General features: G+C 65.6%; 20 protein-coding genes and 1 pseudogene. 13 read left to right on the forward strand and 8 right to left on the reverse strand.

Annotation, left to right across the window (positions count from 1 at the left end; genetic code table 11):
- Positions 1 to 58: 58 nt before the first annotated feature.
- Positions 59 to 3,214 carry an efflux RND transporter permease subunit gene (locus SSO01S_RS14035; RefSeq protein ID WP_066799832.1) on the reverse strand — a complete coding sequence of 1,052 codons (3,156 nt, stop codon included), beginning with the start codon at positions 3,212 to 3,214 and terminating at the stop codon, positions 59 to 61.
- Between the two features lie 12 nt (positions 3,215 to 3,226).
- A complete protein-coding gene (locus tag SSO01S_RS14040) occupies positions 3,227 to 4,423 on the reverse strand; it encodes an efflux RND transporter periplasmic adaptor subunit (protein WP_066799836.1) in 1,197 nt (398 codons plus the stop codon).
- A gap of 225 nt (positions 4,424 to 4,648) precedes the next feature.
- Here SSO01S_RS14040 and SSO01S_RS14045 point away from each other — a divergent pair, with 225 nt between their 5' ends.
- Complete coding sequence (locus SSO01S_RS14045; protein WP_066799838.1) at positions 4,649 to 4,909, forward strand: GlsB/YeaQ/YmgE family stress response membrane protein; 261 nt, start codon at positions 4,649 to 4,651, stop codon at positions 4,907 to 4,909.
- Positions 4,910 to 4,986: 77 nt separating this feature from the next.
- The gene (locus tag SSO01S_RS14050) at positions 4,987 to 5,700 is read left to right on the forward strand and encodes an SIMPL domain-containing protein (RefSeq protein WP_066799840.1); all 714 of its coding nucleotides are present in this window, start codon (positions 4,987 to 4,989) and stop codon (positions 5,698 to 5,700) included.
- 59 nt (positions 5,701 to 5,759) lie between these two features.
- Here SSO01S_RS14050 and SSO01S_RS14055 read toward each other — a convergent pair whose 3' ends face one another.
- The 3 genes from SSO01S_RS14055 to SSO01S_RS14065 all read right to left on the reverse strand — a co-directional run bounded on the left by SSO01S_RS14055 (position 5,760) and on the right by SSO01S_RS14065 (position 6,773).
- Positions 5,760 to 6,014, reverse strand: a complete 255-nt coding sequence (locus tag SSO01S_RS14055) for a GlsB/YeaQ/YmgE family stress response membrane protein (RefSeq protein ID WP_066799842.1) — start codon at positions 6,012 to 6,014, stop codon at positions 5,760 to 5,762.
- Between the two features lie 177 nt (positions 6,015 to 6,191).
- Positions 6,192 to 6,491 (reverse strand): CtrA inhibitor SciP, encoded by a 300-nt coding sequence (sciP, locus tag SSO01S_RS14060; RefSeq protein ID WP_066799844.1) that lies wholly within the window; start codon positions 6,489 to 6,491, stop codon positions 6,192 to 6,194.
- Between the two features lie 102 nt (positions 6,492 to 6,593).
- A complete protein-coding gene (locus SSO01S_RS14065; RefSeq protein WP_083943105.1) occupies positions 6,594 to 6,773 on the reverse strand; it encodes a hypothetical protein in 180 nt (59 codons plus the stop codon).
- A gap of 164 nt (positions 6,774 to 6,937) precedes the next feature.
- Between SSO01S_RS14065 and mnmA the strand changes: the two genes are divergently transcribed.
- Together mnmA and SSO01S_RS14075 are read left to right on the forward strand one after the other, a co-directional pair.
- Entirely contained in the window at positions 6,938 to 8,047 is a 1,110-nt protein-coding gene (gene mnmA, locus SSO01S_RS14070) for a tRNA 2-thiouridine(34) synthase MnmA (protein WP_066799850.1), read from the forward strand.
- 73 nt (positions 8,048 to 8,120) lie between these two features.
- Positions 8,121 to 8,585, forward strand: a complete 465-nt coding sequence (locus tag SSO01S_RS14075) for a nuclear transport factor 2 family protein (RefSeq protein ID WP_066799856.1) — start codon at positions 8,121 to 8,123, stop codon at positions 8,583 to 8,585.
- Here SSO01S_RS14075 and SSO01S_RS14080 read toward each other — a convergent pair whose 3' ends face one another.
- From SSO01S_RS14080 to pdxH, 3 genes are read right to left on the reverse strand one after another with little or no spacing between them, the layout of a single operon-like run.
- Positions 8,586 to 9,377 (reverse strand): PhzF family phenazine biosynthesis protein, encoded by a 792-nt coding sequence (locus SSO01S_RS14080; protein WP_066799858.1) that lies wholly within the window; start codon positions 9,375 to 9,377, stop codon positions 8,586 to 8,588.
- The gene (locus SSO01S_RS14085) at positions 9,374 to 10,288 is read right to left on the reverse strand and encodes a cation diffusion facilitator family transporter (protein ID WP_066799861.1); all 915 of its coding nucleotides are present in this window, start codon (positions 10,286 to 10,288) and stop codon (positions 9,374 to 9,376) included. Before SSO01S_RS14085 ends, SSO01S_RS14080 begins: the two co-directional genes overlap by 4 nt.
- Positions 10,285 to 10,863 carry a pyridoxamine 5'-phosphate oxidase gene (gene pdxH / locus SSO01S_RS14090; protein ID WP_066799864.1) on the reverse strand — a complete coding sequence of 193 codons (579 nt, stop codon included), beginning with the start codon at positions 10,861 to 10,863 and terminating at the stop codon, positions 10,285 to 10,287. The genes SSO01S_RS14085 and pdxH overlap by 4 nt, the downstream gene beginning before the upstream one ends.
- Before the next feature lie 77 nt (positions 10,864 to 10,940).
- Here pdxH and ku point away from each other — a divergent pair, with 77 nt between their 5' ends.
- From ku to aroC, 9 genes and pseudogenes are all read left to right on the forward strand, one after another.
- Positions 10,941 to 11,816, forward strand: a complete 876-nt coding sequence (gene ku, locus SSO01S_RS14095; RefSeq protein WP_066799866.1) for a non-homologous end joining protein Ku — start codon at positions 10,941 to 10,943, stop codon at positions 11,814 to 11,816.
- A 69-nt stretch (positions 11,817 to 11,885) separates the two neighbouring features.
- Positions 11,886 to 14,295 (forward strand): annotated as a pseudogene (gene ligD, locus SSO01S_RS14100) (DNA ligase D).
- Positions 14,296 to 14,351: 56 nt separating this feature from the next.
- A complete protein-coding gene (locus tag SSO01S_RS14105) occupies positions 14,352 to 16,838 on the forward strand; it encodes a circularly permuted type 2 ATP-grasp protein (protein ID WP_066799869.1) in 2,487 nt (828 codons plus the stop codon).
- Entirely contained in the window at positions 16,838 to 17,728 is an 891-nt protein-coding gene (locus SSO01S_RS14110; protein ID WP_066799871.1) for a transglutaminase family protein, read from the forward strand. The genes SSO01S_RS14105 and SSO01S_RS14110 overlap by 1 nt, the downstream gene beginning before the upstream one ends.
- Before the next feature lie 54 nt (positions 17,729 to 17,782).
- Entirely contained in the window at positions 17,783 to 18,709 is a 927-nt protein-coding gene (locus SSO01S_RS14115) for a DnaJ C-terminal domain-containing protein (protein ID WP_066799876.1), read from the forward strand.
- 93 nt (positions 18,710 to 18,802) lie between these two features.
- On the forward strand, positions 18,803 to 19,681 hold the full coding sequence (locus SSO01S_RS14120; protein ID WP_245646795.1) for a YihY/virulence factor BrkB family protein: 879 nt from the start codon (positions 18,803 to 18,805) through the stop codon (positions 19,679 to 19,681).
- Complete coding sequence (fabI, locus tag SSO01S_RS14125) at positions 19,678 to 20,481, forward strand: enoyl-ACP reductase FabI (RefSeq protein WP_066799888.1); 804 nt, start codon at positions 19,678 to 19,680, stop codon at positions 20,479 to 20,481. The genes SSO01S_RS14120 and fabI overlap by 4 nt, the downstream gene beginning before the upstream one ends.
- A complete protein-coding gene (locus SSO01S_RS14130) occupies positions 20,478 to 21,005 on the forward strand; it encodes a GNAT family N-acetyltransferase (protein ID WP_066799890.1) in 528 nt (175 codons plus the stop codon). Before fabI ends, SSO01S_RS14130 begins: the two co-directional genes overlap by 4 nt.
- A complete protein-coding gene (gene aroC / locus SSO01S_RS14135; protein WP_066799899.1) occupies positions 21,002 to 22,072 on the forward strand; it encodes a chorismate synthase in 1,071 nt (356 codons plus the stop codon). Before SSO01S_RS14130 ends, aroC begins: the two co-directional genes overlap by 4 nt.
- The last annotated feature ends 99 nt before the right edge of the window (positions 22,073 to 22,171 follow it).

A 22,171-nucleotide genomic window follows, 5' to 3' on the forward strand; every position in this document is an offset into this window, starting at 1 on the left:
GGTGGGGCGGGAAGCGCGCGTGATCACACGCTTCCCAATACACGAAATGGCTTTGGGTTCACTCGGCCGGCTGCGGCACGTCGTCCCCAGGCCTGTGGTCGATCATGCCGCCCTTGCCATCCTGCCCGATCACGCGGCTGCCATCATCGCCCGGACGATAGGTGAGCAGGCGGCGCGACAGGCGCGGCCCAAGCCAGGTTTCCAGGCCGGTCGCCAGGCTGAAGCTCGCCGGCACGATCACCAGCGTGAGCGCGGTCGAGAGGATCAGGCCGCCGATCACGACAATGCCCATCGGCGCGCGCCATGACGCGTCGCCCGAGCCGATCGCCGTGGGGATCATGCCCGCGACCATCGCGACCGTGGTCATCACGATCGGCTGGGCGCGCTTGTGCCCCGCGTCGAGAACGGCGGTGAACTTGTCGACGCCCTTGTTCATCTCCTCGATCGCGAAATCGATCAGCAGGATCGAGTTTTTCGCGACGATGCCGAGCAGCATCAGCATGCCGATATAGACCGGCATCGAGATCGGATGCCCCGTGATCCACAGCGCAATCAGACCGCCGAGCGGTGCGAGGAGCAGCGACCCCATGTTCACCAGCGGCGACATGAAGCGGCGATAGAGCAGCACCAGCACCGCGAAGACGAGCATCGTGCCGGCGAGCACCGCGACGATGAAGTTCTGGATCATCTCCGCCTGCCACTTGGCCTGGCCGACCTTGAGCTCCTGAACTCCCATGGGCAGGTTCTTCATCGTCGGGAGCGCCTTGATCTGCTTGTCCGCCTCACCCGAGACGAATGGCTTGCCCGTCTTGGGATCGACCGCGAGATCAGCGCCGACGACAAGGCGGCGCTGCTGGTTGAGGCGCTGGATGCGCGTCGGGCCTGCGCCGAAGCCGATATCGGCGACCACGCCGAGCGGCACGGAACCGCCGGTCTGCGTCGCCACTGGCAGCGTCTGGAGCGTCGAGAGCTTGGTGCGCGCATCCTCAGCAATCGCCACCCGAATGGGGATCTGGCGATCGGACAGCGAGAATTTTGCGCTGTTCTGCGTGATGTCGCCCAAGGTCGCGATACGGATCGCCTGGCTCAGCGCCTGCGTCGTCACGCCCAGATTTGCGGCGAGATCGAGCCGCGGCTTGATGATGATCTCGGGGCGCTGGAGATCGCCCGAGACACGCGGCGCGACCACGGTGCTGAGCCCGGCCATCTCGGTGACGAGCTGGTTCGCGGTCTTGCTCAGCAGTTCCGGATCCTCGCCGCCCAGCACGATCGAAAGATCGCGGCCGCCCGATCCCCAGCCGCCCTGGGCGCGGAACGTCACGCGGGCGTCGGGGATCGCGGCGAGCCTGCCAGCCAGCGCCTTCTGGAACTGGTCGCTCGTCATGTCGCGCTTTTCCTGGAGCAGCGCGGTGACGCGGCCATTGCCCACGAACGTGCGCGCATAGACGCTGCGCACCTGGGGTTGTTCGCGCAGGATATTGGCGACGTTGGTCACCACCACATCGGTGCGCTCGAGCGAGGTGCCCGGCGCCATCTCGATATTGGCCTGCACGCTGTCCTGATCCTGCGTCGGCTGGAACGTGCTCGGCAGGATCGCGAAGAACATGATCGTCAGGCCAAAGGCTATGCCGCCGCCGACGATCGCCGACCAGCGATGCATCAGCGTCCAGCGCAGCACCTTCATGTAAATGTCCATGATGCGCCCGCCGCCATGTTCGGCATGGCCATGCGCCTTCAGGAAATAGGCCGCGATCATCGGCGTGAGCATGCGCGCGACGGCAAGGCTCATCAGCACGGCGGCGACGACGGTAAGGCCGAAATTCTTGAAGAACTGACCCGACACGCCCGGCATCAGGCCGACGGGCAGGAACACCGCGACGATCGACATGGTGGTGGCGAGCACCGCCAGGCCGATCTCGTCGGCCGCGTCGATCGATGCCTGATAGGCGGATTTGCCCATCCGCATGTGGCGCACGATATTCTCGATCTCCACGATCGCGTCATCGACGAGCACGCCGGCGACCAGGCTGAGCGCAAGCAGCGTCATCTGGTTGAGGGTGAACCCCATCAGATCCATGAACCAGAAGCTGGGGATGGCCGAGAGCGGGATGGCCAGCGCCGAGATAAGCGTCGCGCGCCAGTCGCGCAGGAAGATGAAGACCACGATCACCGCAAGCGCCGCGCCTTCGAACAGTGCTTCCATGGCGGTGTGATATTGCGCCTCGGCATATTTGGCGGTGCTGGCGTCGAGCAGCTCGAAGCGCACCTTGGGATAGCGCTCCTCCAGCCCCTTCAGCTTCTTTTCGATCTCGTGATAGATCGTGACGTCCGAAGCGCCCTGCGCGCGCGTGACGTCGAAGGTCAGCACCTGCTGGCCGTCGAAGCGCGCGAACGAGGTCTGTTCGGCGTAGAGGTCCTTCACCTGCGCTATATCGGCAAGGCGAACAGTGCGTCCGCCGCCCACGGCGATCTGGGTCTGGCCCAGGTCATAGGCGCTCCTGGCGTTGCCGAGCACGCGCACCGATTGCTCGGAACCCGAAATCTGCGCCTTGCCGCCCGCCGCGTTCAGATTGGTCTGGCGCAGCTGCTGGTTGACCTGGCTCGCGGTGATGCCCAGCGACTGCAGCTTGGGCAGATCGAGGATCACGCGGATCTCGCGGTTGACGCCGCCGTTGCGGCTTACGCCCGCCGTGCCCGAAATGCCGAGCAGTTCCTTGGATACGGTATTGTCGACGTACCAGCTCAGCTCCTCCATCGTCATATCGGTGGCGATGGCGGTGAAGCTGGCGACTTCGTTCTGCGAGGCGCTGTCGACGCGGCCCACCTGCGGTTCGAGGATGCCGTCGGGCAGGTCGCCGCGAATCTGCGAGATGGCATCGCGAACGTCGGTGACGGCGCGATCGATCGGCGTGCCGATCGCGAGCTGGATCACGGTCTGCGAATTGCCTTCGCTGGCGAAGCTTTCGATCTGGTCGATGCCCTGAAGGCTACGGACTGCGGCCTCGACCTTCTGGGTCACCTGCGTCTCGAGCTCGGAGGGGGCGGCGCCCGGCTGGCTGACGCTCACCCAGACGACCGGAAAGTCGATGTCCGGGTTGTTGTTCACGTCCATCCGCATGAAGCTGACCAATCCTGCGATCGTCAGGGCGACGAACAGCACGATGGGCGGCACCGGGTTGCGGATGCTCCAGGCGGATATGTTGCGAAAGCTCATCGCGCGTGGTCCTTATTTGGCCTGGAGCTGGGGCTTGACCTTCTGGCCCGGCGTCAGGAAGGCGCCGGCGGTGGCGACAACGCGCTCATTGCCCGTCAGCCCCGATGTGATCGCCACGCCGGTCTCCGTCACTTCGCCGGTCTTGACCGGCACGCGAACGGCCTGGTCCTTGGCGTCGATGACGTAGACGTAATTACCGCCATTATCGCTCTGCACCGCGGACTGGGGCAGCATCACTGCGGTCACCGCGCCTGCGGTGATGCGCGCGCTGGCGAAGCCGCCGGGCCGCAGCGCGGGATCATAGGACAGCGCCACGCGGGCAATGCCCTGGCGGTTCTGCGGGTCGATGACCGGTGAGACCTGCCACACTTCGCCCTTGAACACCTTGGCCGATCCAGTCGGAGTCACTTCCGCCTGAACGCCGGCATGGATCTTCTGCAGGTCCGATTCGGCGAGCTGGGTACGGAGTTCCATCTGTCCGCCCATTGCGAGGCGGAACAGCACGCCGCTGCCCGAGCTGACGATCTGGCCAGGCTCGACGCCGCGGGTGAGCACCAGCCCCGCCGCCGGCGCGCGAATGTCGAGGCGGCGGTTGCGCGCAGCCGTCTCGGCAAACTGTGCGCGCGCTACCCGGACGCGGGCATTGGCCTGGTCGCGAGTCGCGGTCTTGCGATCGATATCGGCCTTGGAAATGAAGCCGCCGCTGACCAGCTTCTGCGCGCGCTCGAGTTCGGACTGGGCCAGCCGGGCATCCGCTTCGGCGACACGCACCGAGGCCGCGAGCGATTCGGCGGTCTGAGACTGAACCGAGCGATCGACGGTGGCGAGCACCTGCCCCGCCGAGACCCAGCTGCCGGGTTCAACCAGAACGCGCGTTACCATCCCGCCTTCGCCCGCGACACCGACCGGCATCTCACGGCGCGCTGCCAGCGTGCCGGTGCCGGTGATGATCGTTGCGACGGTCGATCGGCCGGGGCTGATCACGGTTACGGTGGGAAGCTGCGAACGGCCGTCCTTTCCGGCGGCGCCGGTGGGGCTCGCGGCCTTTTCCGCGCCGCCGCTGCGGCCCATCAGGAAGAAGGCCAGCACGCCCGCGGCCACGATCACGCCCAGCGTGATCCAGATCCAGCGTCGGCTTTTACGCGTGCCTTCGTCCCCGCTAAATTCCAGGCGATCCTGCCGTCCGAACATCTTGGCCTCGTAATTCATGCGTGTCTCGTTGCGGCCCCGGCGCGGGTCCCCCGAATACATGCTGTATTAGATGAATAACTCACCAGCGGCAAGAGCCATTGGCAACTCGGTGTGGCAATGCGCTTTTCGGCCTTTTTCCGCAAGTGTCCGGATCGTTGCCCCGAAGAAACGGGTTGCATTGGGCCTGTCATCGGGCAACCTTTTGCACAGGCTCGCCGCGACGGGCCCAAACAGGAGGAAAATATGCCTGAAGGTATCATTCAGTGGCTGCTGATCGGTCTGGTGGCAGGCGCTCTGGGCAAGCTGATCATGCCGGGCAAGGATCCGGGCGGCATCATCGTTACTATCCTGATCGGTATCGTTGGCGCGCTCGCCGCCTTTTATCTTACGCCGATGCTTGGCATCGTCGTGACCGACGCCAGCTGGAAGGCATATGCGGCGGCAACCGTCGGCTCCGTCGTGCTGCTTGCGCTCTATCGACTGGTGATGGCGAAGCGCGTCTGAGCGGATCGCTCGTTCAGCTTTCATTTGTCCCGCGTCCGGCATGCCGGGCGCGGGACAATTGTTTCTGGAGTGAAGACATGATTCGCACAGCGTGTATCGGTGGCGCCATCCTGGCCGCCAGCGCATTGCCAGCCGCAGCGCAGGAGGTGCGGCTGGCGGCGGTGGACGGAACGGTGCTCGAGGTTTCGGCCGAGGGCGTCAGCACGCGCGTTCCCGATGTGGCGGTGATTCAGGCGGGCGTCGTCACCCAGGCGACCACCGCAGCCGCGGCGATGGCGCAGAACAGCACACGCATGGCCGCGGTGCTTGCAGCGCTGCGCGGGGCGGGCGTGGCCGAGCGAGATATGCAGACCGCGTCGATCTCGCTCAGCCCGCAATATCGCTACGAGAATAATCAGCCGCCGGTCCTCACCGGATACCAGGCGTCGAACCAGGTCTCGATTCGCTTTCGCGACATCGCGAAGAGCGGAGCGATTCTGGATACGCTGGTGAAGCAGGGCGCGAACAATATTTCAGGCCCCAACCTGACCGTCGACAAGCCGGAGGCAGCGCTGGACGAGGCGCGCACCGACGCGATCGCCAGGGCGCGCGCCCGCGCCACGCTTTACGCGAACGCGGCGGGCCTGCGGGTCGATCGCATCCTGACCATTTCGGAAAACGGCGCGATGCCGCCGCCCATGCCCGTGATGGCATTCCGCGCTGGCAAGGCCGAATCCGCAGCCGATACGCAGGTGGTGGCAGGTGAACAGCAACTGAGCGTCACCCTGTCGGTTCGATTCCTGCTCAAATAGGTGAAAAAAAGGGGCCGCCCCGGCGCTGCGGAGCGGCCCCTTTTTTCTAAGGTTTCGTCTTAGCGGACGGTGCCGCGACGGACGAGATTGACAATCGCAAGCAGCACGATCGCGCCAACCAGCGACACCAGGAAGGTGGTAGGCGTGATCACGCCGCTATTGATGTTCGCGCCGAACAGCAGCCCGCCGATAAAGGCGCCAACGATACCGACGATGACGTTCAGGAAGATGCCCTGCTGCCCGTCGGTGCGCATCACGATGCTAGCGAGCCAGCCGACGACGCCGCCGACCACGAGCCATACGATAAGTCCCATAAGTCCCTCCGTTTCTTGAGCTACCCGGCGGGCCGGGCGACTAGGGGACAAATGAGCGACCGCTCATATTGGTTCCGTATCGAATTTGCGCAGCGGTGCGAAACCAGTGCGTCAGATACCAAACGGCCCGCCTTCCGGGAGGGGGAAGGCGGGCCGCTTCGCTCCTTGGGAGAAGCCTCAATATTTTTGTTGGCGCTCGTAGAGCGAGCGGTAATGCTGGATGCGCGTGACGCGCAGGCCGGGCATGCCCGATCGATCGATCGCCCGCTGCCAGCTGGCGAATTCTTCCACGGTAAGACCGTAGCGCTCGCAGACTTCGTCCACGCTGAGCAGGCCGCCATTGACCGCAGCCACTACCTCCGCCTTGCGGCGCACGACCCAGCGCGTCGTCTCCGGCGGGGGCAGCGTGTCGATCGTCAGCGGCTCGCCAAGCGGACCAATGACTTTCGCGGGGCGGATCTTCTGGTTCTCGATCATTGGACCTCTTTTTGGGGCGGGGGGCCCCCATTACTCAAACTGTGTAACGACAATACCAAAAGGGCTTGAACATCCCTTGAAGCGTCAGGGTAAATTTCGTCTTCATCTGCGTTGCCAGCGCGTAAGCGCCAGCGCCGCAGCATGGTGGAATGCGCCGTGGACGGGAGCCAGCAGTGCATCGACCGGCAGCAACGCGCCCAGCCGCGCCTGTGCACGGGCCGTGGGGCTCGCCGCCTGACGCGCCGCAACGCCTACCAGAAGGATGGCAAGGTCGATCGGCATGGCGGTAACCGCCACATCCCGATCCAGCCTGGCAAAACTCAAATCCACAAATACACACCCGAAATCGCTACGTCGGATGTCTGGCTTAGCGCCGAGTGCTAAAGGGTCGGTAAAGGCCGGGAAAACTAGCGCTTAACTTCCAGTCCCGTTATGGGGCGGCGGCAATGACCTCAGCCGATTTCCAGCTCGAAGGGCCGCTTGCGAAGCGGCGGATCGTCGTCGCCATGTCGGGCGGCGTCGATTCGTCGGTGGTGGCCGCGCTCGCCGCGCAGACCGGTGCGGAGACAATCGGGGTGACGCTCCAGCTCTACCACCATGGCGAGGCAGAGGGCCGCGCCGGTTCGTGCTGCGCGGGGCGCGACATCCGCGATGCACGCGCGGTGTGCGACCGGCTTGGCATCGCGCATTATGTCTTCGATCACGAATCGAGCTTCCGCGAGACCGTGATCGACGATTTCGCCGATGAATATATGGCCGGGCGCACGCCGATCCCCTGCGTAAAGTGCAATATGGGGCCGAAATTCACCGATCTGTTCAAGCTCGCGCGCGATCTGGGCGCGGATTGTCTCGCCACCGGCCATTATGTCCGCCGGGTGATAGGCGAGCACGGCGCCGAACTGCACCGCGCGGTCGATCCGGCGCGCGACCAGAGCTATTTCCTGTTCGCCACGACGAGCGACCAGCTCGATTATCTGCGCTTCCCGCTGGGCGGGCTTCCCAAGGCGCGTGTGCGCGAGCTTGCGGCGGAATTCGGACTGAGCGTCTCCGGCAAGCCCGACAGCCAGGATATCTGCTTCGTGCCGGACGGTGACTATGCCTCCTTGGTCAAGAAATTGCGGCCCGAGGCCGATATCGGCGGCGATATCGTCGATGAAGCGGGCAGGGTGCTTGGCCGGCACAAGGGGCTGATCCACTTCACCGTGGGCCAGCGCCGCGGCATCGAGATCGGCGGAACGCCCGAGCCGCTTTACGTGCTGCGGCTCGAGCCCGCGACCCGCCGCCTGATCGTCGGCCCCAAAGCAGCGCTCGCCGTCCGCGCGGCGCGCATCGAGGGGGTGAACTGGATCGGCGAAGGCTTTGAAGGCCAGGTCACCGCCAAGGTCCGCTCGCTGGCAAAGCCTGTTCCGGTGCGGCTCCAAGGGGATCGGGTGGTGTTCGAAACCCCCGAATATGGCGTCGCGCCGGGGCAGGCGGCGGTGCTCTATGCGGGCGACCGGGTACTCGGCGGCGGCTGGATCGCCGAGACCGAGCGCGCGGAGTTGGTAGCGAGCTGACCACCGCCACCTGGCCGTTGCCAGCGCCGATTCTCATGTGTATTAGTATAATAATACACATGAGGAGTTCCTGATGTCGCTATCCGCCGCCCTGGCGCTCTTTCTGGGTCAAGCAACGCCGACGCTGCGTGAAGAGATATCGGCCGCGGACGCCGCGTTGTTCGAGATCTTCTTCGAGCGGTGCGATCCGGTCAGGCTGGCATCGCTGGTGACGCCCGATTTCGAAATGTACCATGATCGCGACGGTGTGGTGGCGACAAATGGTGCGGCATTCGTGGCGATGTACGCCAAGCAGTGCGAGGCGAAAAAAGCATCCGACGCCTGGCGCAGCCGCCGCGCGCTGCTGCCGGAGACACTACGGGTCGAACCGGTGCCCGGCTATGGTGCGATCGAGGAAGGCGAACACCTCTTTTACGAGCGCAAGGGCGATGGCCCGGAAAAGCTGGTCGGCAAGGCGCGCTTCGTCCAGCTATGGAAAAAGAGTCCAGATGATTGGCGGGTCGCCCGCATTCTAAGCTACGCGCATCAGGCGCTCTAGCTACAGCACGAACACACCCTCGATCACGGTAACGCAGGTGCCGCCGAGGATCGCGCGATCACCGTCCAGCTCGCATTCGACGCGCCCGCCGCGCTTGCTCGCCTGAAAGGCGCTGAACCGGTTGCGCCCCAGTCGCGCAGCCCAATAGGGTACCAGCACCGAATGCGCCGATCCCGTCACCGGATCCTCGTCGATCCCGGCGGCGGGCGCGAAGACGCGGCTGACGACGTCGGTGTCCCTGCCGGGCGCGGTGACGATGTTAAGTGTATCGCCGAGCGCGGCGAGCGCGCGGAAATCGGGCCTCAGCGCGAGCACCGCTTCGGCGCTTTCCAGCACGGTCAGATCATAGCCATTGGAATGACGCAGCGTCTCGCCCGCAGTGATGCCCAGCGCCGCGCGCAGCCCGGGCAACTCGGCGGGTTGGGGCGGGTAGGCCGGCAGCGCCATCAGATAGCCATCGCCATGCCGCGCGACTTCCAGCACCCCGGCCTTGCGCGTGCGGAAGCGGACAAGGTCGCGATCCTGCTGCGCGGAAAGGATATAATGGCCGCTCGCCAGCGTCGCATGGCCGCACAAAGCGACTTCGACTGCCGGGGTGAACCAGCGCAGTTCATAGTCCGCCTCCCCGCTCGCATCGGGGATGATGAAGGCGGTTTCGGCCAGGTTATTCTCTTCCGCGATCGCCTGGAGCACCGTGTCGTCGAGCCATGCCTCTAGTGGCATCACGGCGGCCTGGTTCCCGGCGAACGGACGGTCGGCGAACGCGTCGATCTGGGCGAAGGGGAGCTTCATGGTATTTCCTTGAGCAAATCGGCCTCAGCCATCGGGTTGCCGGGTTCGTCGATCTGGCCCTCCGGATCGATATGGATAAGGATCTCGGTGCCGGGAAATTCCGCTGCGAGTTCGGCTTCCAGCCGCTCGACCACGTCATGCGCGGCCAGGATCGTCATCTTCGGGTCCATCGCGACGTGAAACTGCACGAAATCCCGCGCTCCGCTGGTCCGCGTGCGCAGGTCGTGCAGGCTTTTAAGCTCGGGATGCCCCGCCGCCACCTCGACGAACGCCCGGCGCTTTTCCTCGGGCCATTCCTTGTCCATCAACTGGTCGATCGCAGCCTCGCTCGCCCGCCAAGCGCCGAACAACAGCCACAGCGCGATTCCCACGCCGAACACAGCGTCGGCGCCCGTCAGGCCGAGATAGGAATCCAGCACCAGGGCGATGATCACCGAGGCGTTGAGATACAGATCCGACGCATAATGGAGATGATCGGTGCCGATTGCGATCGACTTGGTCCGCCGGATTACCGAGCGCTGATAGGCAGTCAGCGCCAGCGTGACGAGGATCGCAATGGCAGAGACACCGATGCCATATTCGGGGCTCGCGGTCGGCCCGGGATCGCGCAGATTGTCGATCGCCCTCACCAGGATGGCGAGCCCCGAGATCGTGATGACGACAACCTGAAACAGCGCCGCCAGCGCCTCGGCCTTGCCGTGCCCGAAGCGATGCTTGTCGTCGGCGGGCTGCGCCGCCCAATAGACGCCCGCCAGCGTAACCAGCGATGCGACGAGATCGAGCGCGCTGTCGGCCAGGCTCGCGAGCACCGCGACCGATCCGGTGGTCCACGCCGCCCAGCCCTTGAGGCTGCCGAGCAGGACTGCGACCGAGACGCTCGCCAGCGCCGCGCGGTGCGCCAGGTTGCTCACGGGTAGAGCAGCCCTTCACTCCAGCTGTCGCCGTTGCGAGTGAAGACCCGGCGTTCGTGCAGGCGGTGGGCGCGGTCCTGCCAGAATTCGAGGCGGTCCGGAGTGACACGATACCCGCCCCAATGCGGCGGGCGCGGCACGCCGTCGCCCTCGAAGCGTGAGCGCACTTCCTCATAGCGCGCCTCGAAGGTTGCGCGGTCGGCCAGCGGGCGGGACTGGTCCGAAGCCCATGCCCCCAGCTGCGAATCGCGGCTGCGCGAGGCGAAATAGGCGTCGCTCTCGGCGTCGCTGGCCAGGGTCACCGCGCCTTCGATGCGAATCTGGCGGCGCAGCGATTTCCAGTGAAACAGCAATGCGGCCTTGGGCGTCGCCGCCAGTTCCGCAGCCTTGCGCCCCTCGCGGTTGGTGTAAAAGACGAAGCCGCCGGGGCCATGCCCCTTCAGCAGCACCATCCGCACCGAAGGCTGTCCGTCGAGGCCCACCGTCGCAAGCGCCATCGCGTTGGAATCATTGGGTTCGGATGCGCGTGCCTCGGCATACCAGTCGTCGAACAGCGCAAAGGGATCGGTGATCATGCCTCGCCCTTTAGCGAAGGATCGGAACGACTCCCAGCCTCGGGATTTGAATCGGCTTCGCAACGAAGGAACTCGTCATGGCCGCGCGCGCCTATTGGCAGGGACAGATCAGGTTGGCGCTCGTCTCGATCCCGGTCGAGATCTACAGCGCTACCAAATCGGGAGCGCAGATCGCCTTCCACCAGATCCACGAGCCGAGCGGCAAGCGAATCAAATATGAAAAGGTCGCGCCCGGCGTCGGCGCGGTCGAGCCTGACGAGATCGTCAAGGGCTATGAGGTCGAGAAGGGCGAATATGTCCTTCTCGAACAGGACGAGATCGATGCGGTGAAGCTAGAATCGAAGAAGACGCTCGAGCTCACCCAGTTCGTCGATGCCGATGAGATCGACGTGCTTTATTACGAGAAGCCCTATTTCGTCGTGCCGGCTGACGACCTCGCCGAAGAGGCTTTCATCGTGTTGCGCGAGGCTTTGCGCCGCAGCCGCAAGGTGGGGCTGGGCCAGCTCGCCATGCGGGGGCGAGAGTATGTCGTGAGCCTCAAGCCTTGCGGGCGGGGGATGGTGCTGGAGACGTTGCGTTATGCCGATGAGGTCAACAAGGCGCAGGGCTATTTCCGCGATATTCCGGACAGCGAGCCCGATCCCGAACTGCTCGGCCTCGCGCAAAGCCTGATCGAGAAGAAGGTTACCAAGTTTGATCCCAAGGGCTTCCACGATCGCTATGTCGATGCGCTCAAGGATCTGATCGAGCGCAAGAAGAAGGCCAAAGGCAAGAAGATCATCGAGGATAAGGATGATGGCCGCAACGCCCGCGGCTCGAACGTCGTCGATCTGATGGCGGCGCTCAAGAAGTCGCTGGAGAAGGGCGGCAGCGCCCCGGCGAAGAAGCCCGCCGCCAAGGCGGCACCCGCCAAACCCGCTGCGAAAAAGGCCCCGGCGAAGAAGCGTGCCTGAGCTCTTCCTCCGTCATCCCCGCGAAAGCGGGGATCCCGCTTCTTCTTCTCGGGGTGCCCGGAGATAGCGATGGCCAAGCCCGATCCCCTCGCGCGCTACAACGCCAAGCGCGATTTCGCGCTGACCGCCGAGCCGGCGGGCAAGGTGGGGCGCGGGAAGGGCAATCGCTTCATCGTCCAGAAGCACGACGCCTCGCGCCTCCACTGGGACTTCCGCCTGGAGGTGGACGGCGTGCTCAAAAGCTGGGCGGTGACGCGTGGCCCCAGCCTCGATCCCGCCGAGAAGCGGCTCGCGGTGCGCACCGAGGATCACCCGCTCAGCTATGCCGATTTCGAGGGCACGATCCCCAAGGGCCAATATGGCGGCGGCACGGTGATGCTGTGGGACGATGGCGTATGGGAGCCTGTCGCGGGCAAGAGCGCCAAGGATCTGGAGAAGGGCCATCTCCACTTCCGCCTTCACGGCGTCCGCATGCAGGGCGAATGGCTGCTCATCCGCCTCAAGCCGCGCGCCAAGGAAAAGGCCGAGAACTGGCTGCTCCGCAAGATCGACGACGAAGCTGCTGGCGCTACCGACTTTCTCGTCGAGACGGGTCTCACGAGCGTGAAGACCGGCCGGACGATGGCAGAGATTGAGGAGGGGGCGAAACCCAAAAAGGTCCTCCCCCTGCGGGGGAGGATTGCCAAAGTTCCAATCCCCCCAACTCGCCACGCTCGTCGACGCCGTCCCCACCGGGAACAACTGGCTCCACGAGGTCAAGTATGACGGCTATCGCGCCCTGATCGCGCTCGGCGGCAAGGGGCCGAAGATCTACACGCGCTCCGGGCTCGACTGGACCGACAGATTCCCCGGCATCGCCCAGGCCGCCGCCACGCTCCCCGGCCCGGCGCTGCTCGACGGCGAGATCGTCGCCTATAAGCACGGCAAGCCCGATTTTTCGACGCTGCAGGATGCTATCTCGAACGGCGGCGAGGGGCTCACCTTTTTCGCCTTCGATCTGCTGGAGGATCGCAGCGAGGATCTGACCGGCCAGCCGCAGCTTGCCCGCAAGGAGCGCCTCCGCGCCCTGCTCGAAGGTGTCGACGATCGCATCCAGTTCTCCGAGCATATCCAGGGTGCCGGCGAGAAGCTGTTCGAGACGATGTGCCGGGAGGGCTATGAGGGCGTCGTTTCGAAGCGTGCCGATGCGCCCTATCGTGGTGCCCGCACCAGGAGCTGGCTCAAGACCAAGTGCATCCGCCGCCAGGAATTTGTGATCCTCGGCTGGGTGTCCTCCGCCGCGAAGGGGCGGGGCTTCCGCTCGCTGCTGCTCGGGCTCAACGGCCCCGACGGCCTCCGCTATGCCGGCAAGGTCGGCACCGGCTTCAACCAGCGGACGCTCCAGGATCTGCGCGAACGCTTCGACAAGCTCGCGACCGAAAAGCCCGCCGCCGCCGTGCCCCGGCCCGAGGCGCGCGGCGCGCAGTGGATCAAGCCCGTGCTCGTCGCCGAGGTCGCCTTCGCCGAATTTACCGCCGACAAGGTCGTCCGCCACGCCAGCTTCATCGCCCTGCGCGAAGACAAGAAGGCGAAGGATGTGGTCGCCGAAATGCCCGCGCCGCTCCCCGATGCGCCAGAAAGCAAGGTAAAGATCACCAATCCGGACCGGGTGATCTATCCCGAATCCGGCCTCACCAAGGGCGATCTCGCCGCCTATTACGCCGCGGTCGCGCCGATCGCCTTGCGCTGGCTCGCCAACCGCCCGATCAGCCTGGTCCGCTGTCCGCAGGGCCGCGCCAAATATTGCTTCTTCCAGAAGCACGATGCCGGATCGTTTGGCGAGCATGTGAAGCATGTCGACATCCGCGAGAAGGATGGCTCGGTCGAACCCTATCTCTATGTCGACGATGCGGACGGCATCCTCACCTGCGTCCAGATGGGCACGATCGAGTTTCACGGCTGGGGCTCGTCGGTCGCGGACATCGAGAAGCCCGATCGCATGGTCTTCGATCTCGATCCCGATGAGGGGCTCGATTTCGAAGCGGTCAAAAAGGCCACCTTCGACATCAAGGAGCATCTGGCCGATATCGGCCTGACCAGCTGGCCTTTGCTCTCGGGCGGCAAGGGCATGCATGTCGTCGTGCCGCTGGTCCCGCGCGCCGAATGGCCTGAGGTCAAATCCTTTGCTGAGCGCTTTGCGCGGGCGCTGGCCCAGGCCGAGCCCGATCGCTTCACCGCCAATCTCAAAAAGGCCACGCGCAAGGGCAAGATCTTCCTCGATTATTTGCGCAACCAGCGTGGCAGCACCGCCGTGCTCCCTTATGTCGCCCGCGCCCGCGAAGGCGCGCCGGTGGCGGCCCCGGTCACCTGGAGCGAGTTGCGCGAGATCGACACGCCAAAGCGCTGGTCGATCCGCGACGCCGCCGAGCTCATCGAACGCGCAACATCGCGCGCGCTTCAGGGATGGGGAGAAGCAGCGCAGGAGCTGCCCGATCTGTAATTCCCATGTTGCGTGGCAACATCGATTCGCTCAGAGTCCCCGAAAGGGGATTGTCTGTGGCCAGCAGCGCCGCACCATTGTTCGACGCAAGCACCATCGCGGACCGGTGGATCGCCCATTATTGTGCCGCGTCGAGCGGTGGAGACGCCCTGTGCGCCGACAGGGGGGATCGCGCCGCCTGGGTCGCGCTGTTCGAGGAACTGGCCGGGCTTAGCGGCGAGGATCTCGATCATGCGCGTGAGCGTGCGCAGCGCCACGCCGCCGATATCGGCACGGGCTTTCGCATCGCGGGCGAGGGCGAGGACGAAGAGCGCCCCTGGCCGCTCTCCCCGGTGCCCTTGCTCATCCCGGACGCCGAGTGGCGGGGCATCGAAGCTGGAATCGCCCAGCGCGCCGAGCTGATGGAGCGCCTGCTCGCCGATCTCTATGGCGAACAGACGCTGGTGGCAGATGGGCATGTCCCGGCCACGCTGGTTACCGGCAGCCCCTATTTCCTTCGCCCGCTCACGCGGCTCGATCCGCCCGGCGGTCACCATCTCCATTTCGTCGCGTTCGATCTGTGCCGTGGGCCGGAGGGGAATTGGCGCGTGCTCGCCGATCACCTCCGCGCACCCGCGGGTGCGGGCTATGCGCTGGAAAACCGGCTGGCCATGGCGCGCACGATCGCCGGGCTGCCGAACCGCTTGCAGATCGCCCGCCAGGCCCCGTTCTTCGCTGCCTTTCGCGAAGGGCTGGCGGCGTCGTGCCAGCGGGTAGAGCCGCGCATGGCGTTGCTCACACCGGGGCGGCTCAATCCCAGCTATGCCGAGCAGGCGCATCTCGCGCGTTATCTGGGCTTCCTGCTGGTCGAAGGGCCCGATCTCGCGGTGCTCGACGACAAGCTCTATGTCCGCACGATAGCCGGGCTGAAGCGCGTCGATGCGCTGTGGCACCGGCTCGATCCGCGTCTGCTCGATGCGCTGGCGCTTGATTCGCATTCCACGATCGGCGTGCCCGGCGTGGTGGACGCGATGGCGGCGGGCAATGTCGTGATTGCCAACGCGCCCGGCGCGGGGCTGCTCGAAGCGCCTGCATTCCATGCGTTCCTGCCCCGGCTCAGCAAGCTGCTCGGCGAGCCGCTGCTGCTGCCCAACATCGCGACCTGGTGGTGCGGGCAGGATGCTGCGCGCGAATATGTCGAGGCCAATCTTGAGACGCTGGTGATCGCCCCTGCCTTCGGCGCAAAGCCGCTCGGCTTGCCCGATGGGAAGGCGGCGCTCGGATCCAGCATGAAAGGCACGGAGCGCCAGGCGCTGCTCGCCGATCTGGCGCGTCGGCCGCAGGATTATGTGGGGCAGGAAGTCGTTCGGCTTTCAACCATGCCGGTTGTCTCCGAAAACGAGCTTGCGCCGCGGCCTTTCACGTTGCGCGTCTTTGCGGCCCGCGGGGCCGATGGCGGCTGGGTGGTGATGCCGGGCGGCTTTGCCCGGATCGGCGAGCATCCCGATGCCCGCGCCGCAGTGATGGGCGAAGGCGTCTGGTCTGCCGATGTCGTGATCCATGGCGGCGAGGCGGCGGCCCCCGTGTCGCTGCTGCCTGCGCGGGACAGCACCGCGCTGCGCCGCAATCCCGGCACCTTGCCAAGCCGCGTTGCCGACAATCTGTTCTGGCTCGGGCGCTATCTGGAGCGTGGGGAGGCGCTGCTCGGCGTGCTGCGCGTCCTGCTCGGCCATTCGATCAGCGCGGATACCGGCGCGGCGCTCTCCGCCGATACGGTACGGCGGCTGGTCAGTCTCGTCGTCGCAGCGGGCGCTGCGCCCGAGCCCAAGTCGTATAAGCGCGCCGATCTGACCGCGTTGATCCGCACCGCGATGGAGGGTGAGGAGGGCTGGTACAGCGTCCGCCACACCAATGCGCAGGCGCGGCGGATCGGCGAAGTGTCGCGCGAGCGGCTTTCGGCCGATGTGATCCGTCTGCTCGATGCGCCCTTTCCGACGCGCGGCGGCGTGCTCGACAAGGCCGGCAGCCTCCAGCGGCGCTATTCGGCGCTCGCGGGGCTCGCGGCCGAACATATGGGCCGCACCGACGCTTGGCGCTTCCACGATATCGGGCGGCGCATTGAGCGCGCTGCCAATGCGGTGCGCGCCATCCGCGCCTTTGGCGGGCCGGATGCGACGAGCGACGATCTCTCGACCCTGCTCGATCTTGCCGATAGCCAGATCAGCTATCGTCAGCGCTATCTGACCGGCATTGCGCGCATCCCCGTGCTCGATCTGGTCACGCTTGATCCCAGCAACCCGCGCGGCATCGCGTTCCAGGTCGCGGCGATCTCCGGTCATCTCAACAAGTTGCCCGTGCTTTCCGACAGCGGGCTTGCCGAGCCGCAGCAGGAGCAGGCGCGCGCTCTCGCCGCGATCCTGGTCACTGCGAGCGCGGCGCGAATCGATGATTGGACGCTCGGCGATATCGGCGTGCGGCTGACCGAGCTCTCCGACGCCGTGGCGCGCCGCTATTTCCTCCAGGGTGCAGAGCCTTTGCGCGCCGCGGGGATGGTGCTGGCGTGATGCTCTACAATATCCGGCACGTGACGCGCTTCGAATATGCGCGGCCGGTGGGGTTTGCGCGCAACAATCTCCGCCTCCAGCCGATCCACTGGTCTGGGCAGGAGGTCGAGAAATACAGCCTGACGATCGAGCCGCATGGCCGCATCCATCCCGCGCGCGCGGAGGCGGGACTCGCCAATGTGATGCGGCTGGTGGTGGAGGCCCCGGCGCGGTCACTCACCATCACCAGCACCGCGCGGGTCCGTGTCGATCGTCCGATCCCTTTTCCCCGGCCGGATGATCCGACGCTCGCCGATGTGGCCCTGCTTGCCCGTGCCAGCCGGGATGCTTCTCCAGCCAGCCCGGCCAGCTATATATTTCCTTCTCCGCTCATTCCGCTCGATGCCGATATCGCGCGGTGGTGCGCGGAGGATCTGGACCCCGGCCGCGGCGTGCTGGAGGCCGCTTTCGCACTCGCCAGCCGCATCCAGCGCGAATTCGATTTCGATCCCCATGCAACCCTGGTCGATACGCCTCCGCGCGAGGCATTCGAAAAGCGCGGCGGTGTTTGCCAGGATTTCGCGCAGATCATGATCTCGGGGTTGCGCGCCGCCGGTATGCCTGCGGCTTATGTCTCGGGCTATCTGCGCACGCTGCCACCGCCGGGCCAGCCCAGACTGGTCGGCGCGGACGCGACGCATGCCTGGGTGCTCGTCTGGGCCGGGCCGGATCTTGGCTGGGTCGGGGTCGATCCGACCAACGGCATCTGGATGGCCGAGGACCATATCGTGGTGGCGATCGGCCGCGACTATTCGGATATTGCACCGGTCGATGGCGTCGTTCTGGGATCGGGCGCGCAGAACATGCATGTCTCGGTCGATGTCGAGCCGTTGACCGAACCAGTCTCCTGACCCTTGCGTTCAGGCCCCGGCGCGCCGAAATAGCCGCCGGTAAAAGGGATTTAGATGGCCGATCCATACGCAACACTGGGAGTAGCCCGCGGCGCCGATGAGGCGACGATCAAGAAGGCGTACCGCAAGCTCGCCAAGGAGCTGCATCCCGACAAGAACAAGGACAACCCAAAGGCCACCGAGCGTTTCAGCAAGGTGACCCAAGCCTATGACCTGCTGACCGACAAGGACAAGCGCGCGCGCTTCGATCGCGGCGAAATCGATGCCGACGGCAATCCCACCGCGCCCTTCGGCTTTGGCGGCGGCGGCCCCGGCGGGCCGCAGGGCGGCTTCAGCGCCCGCGATTTCGGCGGCGACGGCGGCGGCTTCAGCGACATTTTCGAGGGGCTGTTCGGCGGTGCGCGCGGCGGCGGCGGCGGCGGCAGCGGCTTCGCCAGCGGATTCGGGCGGCGGCCCGCGCCCAAAGGGGCGAACGTCGCATATCGCCTGTCGGTCTCGTTCGAGGATGCGGCCCGGCTCAGCCCGCAGCGCATCACCCTGCGTGACGGCAAGACGATCGATCTCAAGCTTCCCGCGGGTGTCGAGACCGGCACGCAGATGCGCCTCACCGGAAAGGGCGACGAAGGTCCGGGCGGAATGGGTGATGCGATCGTCACAATCGAAATCCAGCCGCACCGCTTCTACACCCGCAGCGGCGACGATATCCGCCTCGACCTGCCGGTGACGCTCAAGGAAGCGGTGCTCGGCGGGCCGGTGCGCGTACCAACGCCCGATGGCGCGGTGATGCTGACGGTTCCCAAGGGCTCGTCCTCGGGGAAGGTATTGCGCCTCTCGGGCCGTGGCTTCCACAAGAAAGGCGGCGGGCGCGGCAATTTGCTGGTCACGCTGATTGTCGATCTGCCGGCTGATGATGCGGATCTGGCCGCCTTCGCCCAGGGCTGGACCGATGAGCGGAACCCGCGCGCGAGAATGGGCGTCTAGCTCGGCGTGACCGATGTCTCTCCGATCGAGCCCATCCCGCCGGGCATCTCGCCCGAATCGCCAGAGGCTCGCAGGAGGGGGTTCGGCGAGCGGCTGGGGGATGTCGGGATAAGCCAGCGCGCGTTGGTGGTGCTCAAGCGCGTCGCGATCGGCACCTATACCGACGGCTTCACCCATGCTGGGAACCTCGCCTATCTGTCGCTGGTCACGCTGTTTCCCTTCTTCATCGTGACGGCGGCGATCGCGCGGCTGATCGGACGCAGCCATGATACGGTGGCGGCGCTCAACGCCTTTCTGCGCACCGTGCCGCCCGATGTCGCTGCGGTGCTGGCTCAGCCGGTGCAGGACGTCCTCGAAGCCCGCTCGGGCAATCTGCTGTGGTTCGGCGCGCTTGTCGGGCTGTGGACCACCGCCGGCTTTATCGAGACGGTGCGCGAGATCCTGCGCCGGGCTTATGGCACGCAATCCTCCACACCCTTTTGGCGCTATCGGCTTGGCGCGATCGGGATGATCGTCGGCGCGGTGGTGCTGGCGATGGCGGCGTTCAGCTTCCAGGTGATCCTGACCGCAGTCGAGCAGTTCCTCACCAGCGTCCTTCCGTTCACCAGGGAGGCGCGGCAGCTCGTATCACTGGGTAAGCTCGCCCCGGCGCTGGCGCTGTTCGGTGCGCTCTATATCCTGTTCTACTCGCTCACCCCGTCCAAATATCGCAAGGCGAAGTGCCGCAAATGGCCCGGCGCGGCGTTTGTAGCGATCTGGTGGACAGGCACCACGGCTTTGCTCCCCTGGGTGTTGTCGCTCGCCGGGGGCTATGACCTCACCTATGGCAGCCTGGCGGGGGTGATGATCGCCCTGATCTTCTTCTTCATCATCGGATTGGGCGTTGTCGTAGGGGCAGAACTCAACGCGGCTCTGGCGGAAGTGCCGCAGGACGGTTTAGAGGAGCCGCAACAGACGGAGGTTTCGGCGTGACCGGATTAATGCAGGGTAAGCGCGGGCTGATCATGGGGCTCGCCAATGATCGCTCGCTCGCATGGGGCATTGCGAAGAAGCTGCGCGAGCACGGCGCGGAACTGGCATTCAGCTATCAGGGCGAGGCGCTGGAGAAGCGCGTGCGCCCGCTGGCGGAGGAACTCGGCAGCGATTTCCTGATCGACTGCGATGTCAGCGATATGGCGGCGCTCGACACCGCGTTCGAGACGTTGGCTGCGCGCTGGCCAACGATCGATTTCGTCGTCCACGCCATCGGCTTCTCGGACAAGAACGAGCTGCGCGGCGGTTACGTCGATACCAGCCTCGACAATTTCCTGCTGACCATGAACATCAGCGTCTATTCGTTCGTCGCGGTCTGCCAGCGCGCGGCGAAGATGATGCCGAACGGCGGCAGCCTGCTGACGCTCAGCTATTACGGCGCCGAAAAGGTGATCCCGCACTATAACGTGATGGGCGTGGCCAAGGCCGCGCTCGAGACCAGCGTCCAATATCTTTCGGTCGATCTCGGCCGCGACAATATCCGCGTCAACGCGATCTCGGCCGGCCCGATCAAGACGCTTGCGGCTTCCGGCATCGGCGATTTCCGCCTGATCCTGAAGTGGAACGAGCTCAACAGCCCGCTCAAGCGCAACGTGACGATCGAGGATGTCGGCGGCTCTGCTCTGTACCTGCTCTCCGATCTGGCAAGCGGCGTCACCGGCGAGACGCATCATGTCGATGCCGGCTATCATGTGATCGGCATGAAGGCAGAGGACGCGCCGGACATCGCACTGGCGTGAGCATCGCGATTCGCGCGGCGACGGGCGGCGATGTCGCTGCAATCGACGCGCTGCTGCGCTCGGCCTTTCCCGATGCCGGTGAAGCCCAGCTCGTCCAGCGGCTGTGCATGGACGGGGATATGGTCCTCACCCTGATCGCCGATGATGAGGATGATGGCGGGCTTGCCGGCATGGTCGCGTTCAGCCGGATGACGGTGGATATCGGCGGCAAGGCGATCGCCGCCGTCGCGCTTGCGCCGCTGGCGACCGATGCGTCGCATCGCGGGCAAGGCGTTGCGGAAGCGCTGGTAAGGGCCGGCATCGCGCACCTCGCCGATGCGGGGGCGATGCTGTGCTTCGTGCTGGGCGATCCGGATTATTATTCGCGCTTCGGTTTCTCTATCGACTGGGCAAGCGGATTTGCGTCGCCTTATGCGGGCGAGTATTTCATGGCGCTGCCATTGCAGGGCGGCGCGATGCCCTGTGGCGTGCGAGGCCAGGCGATCCACGCCGCCGCGTTCGCGCAACTGGGCGGGGAAGCATGAGCTACAACACCTTCGGACGCGTCTTCCGCTTCACCACCTGGGGCGAATCGCACGGGCCCGCATTGGGCGCGATCGTCGATGGCTGCCCTCCGGGGCTGGCGCTCAGCGAAGCCGACATCCAGCCATTCCTCGACAGGCGCCGCCCGGGCACCTCGCGCTTCACCACGCAGCGGCAGGAGCCCGATCAGGTCCGCATCCTCTCGGGCGTGTTCGAAGGCAAGACCACCGGCACGCCGATCGCGCTCCATATCGACAATGTCGACCAGCGCTCGAAGGACTATTCCGAGGTCGCCAAGGCCTATCGCCCTGGCCATGCCGATTACGCCTATGACGCCAAATACGGCTTTCGCGACTATCGCGGCGGGGGGCGCTCCTCGGCGCGCGAAACCGCCGCGCGGGTCGCGGCCGGAGCGGTGGCCCGGCTGGTGATTCCGGAGGTGAAGATCACCGCCTGGGTCGAGGCGATCGGCGGCGACGCGATCGACTATGACAATTTCGACGCGCACGAGATCGAGCGCAATCCGTTCTTCTGTCCCGATGCCGCCGCCGCGATGCGCTGGGAAGCCGCCGTCGATGCCGCGCGCAAGGCAGGGTCCTCGCTCGGTGCGGTGATTGCGTGCGAGGCGGTGGGCGTGCCCGCCGGCTGGGGCGCACCCATCTATGCCAAGCTTGATAGCGAACTGGCCGCCGCCGCCATGTCGATCAACGCGGTGAAGGGTGTGGAGATCGGCGACGGCTTCGGTGCCGCTGCGCTTTCGGGCGAGGAAAATGCCGATGCGATGCGCCCGGGCACCAACCATCCCCAGTTCCTCGCCAACCATGCCGGCGGGATTACTGGCGGCATCTCCACCGGTCAGCCGCTCCGCTTGCGCGTCGCATTCAAGCCGACAAGCTCGATCCTGACGCCCGTGGAGACGATCACCAGCGAAGGCGAAGCAACAGAGATCCGCACCAAGGGCCGCCATGATCCTTGTGTGGGTATCCGCGGCGCGCCGGTGGTGGAGGCGATGATGGCGCTGGTGCTCGCCGACCAGAAGCTCCTGCACCGCGCCCAGACCGGTCGCTGAGTGCGCGCGGCCCGTCGCGCCCGCGGCTCGCTTCGCTGCCCGCCGGTGGGATCGCCGGGATTGGCCGATTCGACCTGAAACATTCCGGACATATGCAAG

It is taken from the genome of Sphingomonas soli NBRC 100801, from assembly GCF_001591025.1.
GTDB lineage: Bacteria > Pseudomonadota > Alphaproteobacteria > Sphingomonadales > Sphingomonadaceae > Sphingomonas > Sphingomonas soli.